This is a genomic window from Streptomyces sp. NPDC005863 (genome assembly GCF_042871345.1).
GTDB lineage: Bacteria > Actinomycetota > Actinomycetes > Streptomycetales > Streptomycetaceae > Streptomyces.
On sequence record NZ_JBIAII010000001.1, the window covers coordinates 737,239 to 743,731 of the forward strand.

General features: G+C 71.7%; 7 protein-coding genes. 5 read left to right on the forward strand and 2 right to left on the reverse strand.

The features are described 5' to 3' along the window. Positions 1-2: 2 nt before the first annotated feature. Positions 3-1,040 (reverse strand): alpha/beta hydrolase, encoded by a 1,038-nt coding sequence (locus ACFYO9_RS03070; RefSeq protein WP_358777668.1) that lies wholly within the window; start codon positions 1,038-1,040, stop codon positions 3-5. A gap of 251 nt (positions 1,041-1,291) precedes the next feature. Between ACFYO9_RS03070 and ACFYO9_RS03075 the strand changes: the two genes are divergently transcribed. The 4 genes from ACFYO9_RS03075 to ACFYO9_RS03090 all read left to right on the forward strand — a co-directional run bounded on the left by ACFYO9_RS03075 (position 1,292) and on the right by ACFYO9_RS03090 (position 3,155). Then, a complete protein-coding gene (locus ACFYO9_RS03075; protein WP_358710299.1) occupies positions 1,292-1,510 on the forward strand; it encodes a hypothetical protein in 219 nt (72 codons plus the stop codon). Between the two features lie 189 nt (positions 1,511-1,699). Beyond that, positions 1,700-2,341: a TetR/AcrR family transcriptional regulator gene (locus ACFYO9_RS03080; RefSeq protein ID WP_355803109.1), complete on the forward strand. Its 642-nt coding sequence runs from the start codon at positions 1,700-1,702 to the stop codon at positions 2,339-2,341. A gap of 140 nt (positions 2,342-2,481) precedes the next feature. Next, complete coding sequence (locus ACFYO9_RS03085; RefSeq protein ID WP_355803111.1) at positions 2,482-2,709, forward strand: DUF3107 domain-containing protein; 228 nt, start codon at positions 2,482-2,484, stop codon at positions 2,707-2,709. Between the two features lie 176 nt (positions 2,710-2,885). Then, the gene (locus tag ACFYO9_RS03090) at positions 2,886-3,155 is read left to right on the forward strand and encodes a hypothetical protein (protein ID WP_355803113.1); all 270 of its coding nucleotides are present in this window, start codon (positions 2,886-2,888) and stop codon (positions 3,153-3,155) included. Positions 3,156-3,412: 257 nt separating this feature from the next. Here ACFYO9_RS03090 and ACFYO9_RS03095 read toward each other — a convergent pair whose 3' ends face one another. Beyond that, positions 3,413-4,213, reverse strand: a complete 801-nt coding sequence (locus ACFYO9_RS03095) for a ferritin-like fold-containing protein (protein ID WP_388666005.1) — start codon at positions 4,211-4,213, stop codon at positions 3,413-3,415. A gap of 455 nt (positions 4,214-4,668) precedes the next feature. Between ACFYO9_RS03095 and ACFYO9_RS03100 the strand changes: the two genes are divergently transcribed. Further along, positions 4,669-6,493, forward strand: a 1,825-nt coding sequence (locus ACFYO9_RS03100) for a DEAD/DEAH box helicase (protein WP_388665928.1), incomplete at its 3' end; no start/stop codon positions are given.

Genomic DNA, 6,493 nt, shown 5'->3' on the forward strand with positions numbered 1-6,493 from the left:
CCTCAGCTCCCCGAATCCGTACGCGAACCGCCACGGTGCGACCCACCCGGCGAGCCCGCACCGCCCTCGACCGCGGTGCCGTCCAACTCGCCCGTATCCACGAGGAGTTCGCGGAAGGCCGTGGCCACCGTCTCGGGGTACTCCATCATCGCCACGTGCCCGGCGTCCGGCAGTGTCAGCAGCCGTGAGTCGCGGAACGCGGCCGCCGCCCTGCGCGCCATGCGGAAGGAGACGAGCAGGTCGCGCCCCCCGTACACGAGCAGGGTCGGCGCGAGCACCCGCTCGGCCTGCCGCCACAGCCCGTGCTGGCCGCCGAGCGTGTACGCGTTCACGATGCCGCGAGCCGTACGGGTCATCGCGTCCCAGAAATAAGGGAGCTGGAGCCTGCGCTCCATCTCCCGCACCGCCGCGCCGTACCCTTCCGGCGTCACTCTGCCCGGATCCCCGTAACAGAGCCCCAGCACCCCCCGCACCCGCTGCTCGGCCGTCCACTCCCTGGTGAGCCGGGTGAAGAGCCCGGTGACGCCCGGCACCGCGAGCAGCGCGGTCGGCACCGCGGTGCGCTGCACGCGCAGCTCCGGCAGGGCGGGCGAGACCAGCGTCAACGTACGGACGAGATCGGGCCGGACCGCGGCGACGCGCGTCGTGATCGCGCCGCCCAGCGAGTTCCCGATGAGGTGGACGGGCCCGCGGCCGCGCGCGTCGAGATAGCGGATGACCGCGCGGGCGTGCCCGGTGACGGAGTAGTCCCCGTCGTCCGGCGGCGGGGAATCCCCGAACCCCGGCAGATCGACGGCCTCGCAGTCGACGACGTCCTCCAGCTGCGGCATCAGGGCCGACCAGTTCTGCGAGGAGCCGCCGAGCCCGTGCACGTACAGCGCGAGCGGCAGTCCGGGGCGGACCGAGGGCCGGGAGCGCACGGTCAGCGAGAGCCCGGGCAGGCCGACCGAGTCGAGCCGCTCCCCCTCCGCGACCGCCACGGCACCCGGTTTGGGGGCGGCGGCGGTGGCCAGCAGGTTCGGCAAGTCGGTCGCAGACATGCGGCAATGTTACGAGACGATCACGCGGTAGTTCACGTGTTCGGCGTCACAGCTCGACCACAGATGCCCACGGATCGCGTAGCGCCTCGTCCGGGTCTCTTCTACGCTCGAAGCAGCCGTTCGAATCCCGGCGGAACGCGAATTCCGGCGGAAACCGCCAGGGAACAGTCATGGAAAGAGGGCGGAGCGGGCACTCGCACGACCAGGTCCACCACGGACCACCACGTACCGCGAGGGAAGAGAGCCAGCACATGAGTGTCGACCCGACCGATCCCGACACCTTCGAGACGACGGAGCCCCAGGTCACGGCCGACGTCGAGGCGCCGGAGGCGGACGCGGCCGAGCAGCAGACCGACCTCGCCCCCAGCCGCGACGACTCCCTGGAGGGGGTCGACGCGGACTCCGCCAACGAGGCCGACCTGGCCGAACAGGCCCGCGTCGTCAGTCTGGACGAGGACGACTACCGCTGAACGGCCGGACGGCCACCGGCGGCCCCGGGCACGGACCTGCCCGTGTTTGCCCTGCTACGCACCGCGGGGCAGCCCTTCTGTGCTCGTCCAGTCCGTGAAATTCTGCGCTCGCACCGCGCACATCACAGTTACCGAAAAGTACGATGGCGGCGCGGCGCTCACCGCACATCGGACGATTTGGGAGGCGGCGTGACAGCCATCGAGCAGACAGAGGCGGCACGCCCGCGGGGCACACGCCTGCCGCGCCGTGCCCGACGCAACCAGCTTCTCGGGGCGGCACAGGAAGTCTTCGTCGCCCAGGGCTACCACGCGGCGGCGATGGACGACATCGCCGAGCGCGCCGGCGTCAGCAAGCCGGTGCTCTACCAGCACTTCCCGGGCAAGCTCGACCTCTACCTGGCCCTGCTCGACCAGCACTGCGAGTCACTGCTGCAGTCGGTGCGCACGGCGCTGGCGTCCACCACGGACAACAAGCTGCGCGTCGCCGCGACGATGGACGCCTACTTCGCGTACGTCGAGAACGAGGGCGGCGCCTTCCGGCTGGTCTTCGAGTCGGACCTGACGAACGAGTCCGCGGTCCGCGAGCGGGTCGACCGCGTCACGCTGCAGTGCGCGGAGGCGATCTGCGAGGTCATCGCGGAGGACACCGGACTGCCCAGGGACGAGGCGATGCTCCTCGCCGTGGGTCTCGGCGGGTACTCCCAGGTGGTCGCCCGGTACTGGCTGGCCAGCGGCAGCACGGTCCCGCGCGACAAGGCGGTCGAGCTGATCACCTCGCTCGCCTGGCGCGGCATCGCCGGCTTCCCGCTGCACGGCACGGAAGGCCACTGACCGCCCGCCGGTTCTGTTCCCGTTCCGTGTTCGCTACCGGCGTGCACGGCCGCGGCATTCCCCGTCCCCTCACCGGGCTAATGTGTGCTGGGTACGGCGCGGACGGCCGCGCACAGACTGACCGTCGGAGGGACAAAGCCGTGGAGGTCAAGATCGGCGTGCAGTACGCGCCCCGCGAGATCGTGCTGGAGAGCGGCCAGAGCGCCGAGGAAGTCGAGAACGCGGTGTCCGAGGCGCTGACCGGCAAGTCGCCGCTGCTGAGCCTCGTGGACGACCACGGCCGCAAGGTCCTGGTCCCCGCCGACCGCCTCGCGTACGTCGAGCTCGGCGAGCCGACCGCGCGCAAGGTGGGCTTCAGCGCCCTGTAGGACGCTCCTGCCGCATCGTGCAGACAGGAAAGGCCCGGTGGTCCCAACCACCGGGCCTTTCCTCCGTGTTGCCCGGCCTCGGCCGAGACCCGCCGATCATGGAGGGTTGCATTCCGGCCCCCGGGGGTAGACCGGCTACGACCGATTTGCACCTGGCCGCAAGGGAGGGCACCACCGTGATTCTGGAAGCACTCGGCTCCGCACTGCTCGGCCTCGCCCTGGCCTGGGCCACCGCGCACCGGCTCGGGCACCGGCTGCCCGCGCGCAGCCTCGTCCTGTCGACGGGCCCCGTCGGCGCGCTCATCGGCGCCTTCATCACACACATGGCGCTGGGCTCCGGCCACACGACGGCGACACTCACAGGGGCGGTGGCCGTCTCGGCGGCCTTGCTGTCCCTGCTGATCCGCCCGACCGGCGCCAGACTGCGCCACTCAGCAACAGCCTGAAGCCAAGCCCAGCGCCCCGTAAGGGGCGCGGGGAACGGCACGTCTAGGGGCGCGGGGAACGACGCAAACAACCCACCGAACCGGCACCCGACAACGCCCCGTAAGGGACGCGGGTGAAGGGGCGCGGGGAACGGCGCAAACAACCACAACGCGGCCGCGCACGAATACGAACCGTAAGGGACGCGGATCAAGGGGCGCGGGGAACGGAGCGAGCAACCACAACAAGCCCGCACCCGAAAACGAACCTCACCGCCAAGCTAGGCCGCCAGGCCAAGCGCCGCCATCCGCTTCGTGTGCGCCTCAGTGATCCGAGAGAACATCCGCCCGACCTCGGCGAGGTCGAACCCATCGGCCACTCCCCCGACCAGCATGGTCGACAGCGCGTCCCGGTCGGCGACCACCCGCTGCGACTGCGAGAGCGCCTCCCCCATCAGCCGCCGCGCCCAGAGCGCGAGCCGCCCGCCCACGCGCGGGTCCGCGTCGATCGCGGCCCGCACCTTCTCCACGGCGAAGCTCGCGTGTCCCGTGTCGTCGAGCACCGCGAGGACCAGCGCGCGGGTGTCGCCGTCGAGGCGGGCCGCGACCTCGCGGTAGAAGTCGCTGGCGATCGAGTCGCCGACGTACGCCTTGACCAGGCCCTCCAGCCAGTCGGACGGCGCGGTCTGCCGGTGGAAGCCGTCGAGCGCGGCGACGAACGGCTCCATCGCTGCGGTCGGCTCCGCACCGATCGCCGAGAGCCGGTCCCGCAACTGCTCGAAGTGGTGGAACTCCGCCGACGCCATCTTCGCCAGCTCCGCCTTGTCGCCGAGCGTCGGCGCCAGCTTCGCGTCCTCCGCGAGCCGCTCGAACGCCGCGAGCTCCCCGTAGGCGAGCGCGCCGAGCAGGTCGACCACCGCGGCCCGGTACTCGGGCGCAGCCGCAGCCTTCGCCCAGTCCTGGGCGGCGATCGAGGTGGGTGCGGGGGAGGACCCGGCGGCGGACTCGGCGGGCGCGGCGGGCGCTGCGGCAGGCTCGGGGGCGGATTCGGCAGGGGTGTCAGGCGTCTCCATGAAGCGCACAATAGCCCGCCCGCCGGAGTGCGTAAGGCCCTGGTCAGTGACTGTGACGACGACCATGTGACGTATTCGCCGGACACGCATGCGAGATTACGAGGTAGAGTGGTAATGCACCCGCCGAATATTCGTCGGGCCGTATGAATGAGGATGCCCGGTCGGTGGCCCGATCGGCTCCGACCCGACAGCCCTCCGGGCGGTACGCGCAGCTGCGTACGGCATGAGGAGGGAACCTCAGCGGTAAGAGCGCTCGAGCGCAGGCAGTGGTCCCGCGCCCCCGGCCAGCCCCCCAAGCAGCCGGCGGTAGTGGCACGGTCACGACCCCCATGCGTTCGCCTCACGCCGCGTCTCACAGAAGAGGCATAGCCCTGACTACGACTTTCCGAGAGCTCGGGATCCTTTCCGAGACAGCCGAAGCCCTTGAAGCCGTCGGCATCATCAATCCCTTTCCCATCCAGGAGATGACGCTCCCCGTCGCCCTTTCGGGCTCGGACGTCATCGGCCAGGCCAAGACCGGCACCGGCAAGACGCTGGGCTTCGGCCTCCCGCTCCTGGAGCGCGTGATCGTCCCCGCCGACGTCGAGGCGGGCCGCGCCAAGCCCGAACAGCTGACCGAGGCGCCGCAGGCCCTCATCGTCGTTCCCACCCGTGAGCTCTGCCAGCAGGTGACGAACGACCTGCTGACCGCCGGCAAGGCGCGTAATGTCCGCGTCCTCGCCATATACGGCGGCCGTGCCTACGAGCCGCAGGTGGAGGCCCTCAAGAAGGGCATCGACATCGTGGTCGGCACCCCCGGCCGCCTCCTCGACCTGGCGGGCCAGCGCAAGCTGGACCTCAAGCACGTCAAGTGCCTGGTCCTCGACGAGGCCGACGAGATGCTCGACCTGGGCTTCCTGCCCGACGTCGAGAAGATCATCAACATGCTTCCGGCGAAGCGCCAGACGATGCTGTTCTCGGCGACCATGCCGGGCGCCGTCATCGGCCTCGCCCGCCGCTACATGTCGCAGCCCACGCACATCCGCGCCACCGCGCCGGACGACGAGGGCCAGACCGTCGCGAACACCAAGCAGCACGTGTTCCGCGCGCACAACATGGACAAGCCCGAGATGGTCTCGCGCATCCTGCAGGCCGAGGGCCGCGGACTCGCGATGATCTTCTGCCGTACGAAGCGGACGGCCGCCGACATCGCGGAGCAGCTGGAGAAGCGCGGCTTCGCCTCGGGCGCCGTCCACGGCGACCTCGGCCAGGGCGCGCGCGAGCAGGCGCTGCGGGCGTTCCGCAACGGCAAGGTGGACGTGCTCGTCTGCACCGACGTGGCCGCGCGCGGCATCGACGTCAGCGGTGTGACGCACGTCATCAACTACCAGTCCCCCGAGGACGAGAAGACCTATCTGCACCGCATCGGCCGCACCGGCCGCGCGGGCGCCAAGGGCATCGCGGTCACGCTGGTCGACTGGGACGACATCCCGCGCTGGCAGCTGATCAACAAGGCGCTGGACCTGGGCTTCAACGACCCGGTCGAGACGTACTCCAGCTCCCCGCACCTGTACGAGGAGCTGAACATCCCGGCGGGCACCAAGGGTGTGCTGCCGCGTGCCGAGCGGACCCGTGCGGGTCTGGGCGCGGAGGAGGTCGAGGACCTCGGCGAGACCGGTGGGCGCGGCCGTGGCGGTCGCTCCGGTGGCCGCGGCCAGGACCGTGACCGCAACCGTTCGGACCGCTCCGACCGTTCGGACCGCTCCGACCGCGGGGGCTCCGGCCCGGCGTCCGCGGAGCGCGAGCGTCCGGCGCGTACGCCGCGTCGCCGCCGTCGTACGCGCGCCGGCAGCCCGCTCGACGCCACGGCGACGGCTCCGGCCGCCGCGGTGACGGAGAGCGCCGCCGCGCCGGTGGCCGAGGCCACTGCTCCGGCCGCCGCCGAGGTGACCGAGGCGCGCACGCCGCGCCGCCGTCGGCGCACCCGTGCCGGTGCGGGGTCGGAGGCCCTGGCCACGGCCGAGGGCACGACCGTCGAGACCGAGGCGCCCGCGCCGGTCGCGCAGGCGGAGGCTCCCGTAGCCGAGGCGGAGGCACCGGCGTCGAAGCCGCGCCGCCGCACCCGCAAGACCGCCGAGACGGTGGCCGAGGCCGCCCCCGCCGAGGCCGCCCCCGCGGAGGTCACTGAGGCGGAGGCACCGGTCACGAAGCCGCGTCGCCGCACCCGCAAGGCAGCGGAGACGGTCGCCGAAGCCGTGACCCCCGAGGTCACCGCACCGGACGCGGACGCCGACGCGGAGGCCGAAAAGC

Coding starts and splice junctions, on each gene's coding strand:
- ACFYO9_RS03070 (WP_358777668.1), bottom strand. CDS start 1,040: ATGTCTGCGACCGACTTGCCGAACCTGCTGGCCACCGCCGCCGCCCCC.
- ACFYO9_RS03075 (WP_358710299.1), top strand. CDS start 1,292: ATGAGTGTCGACCCGACCGATCCCGACACCTTCGAGACGACGGAGCCC.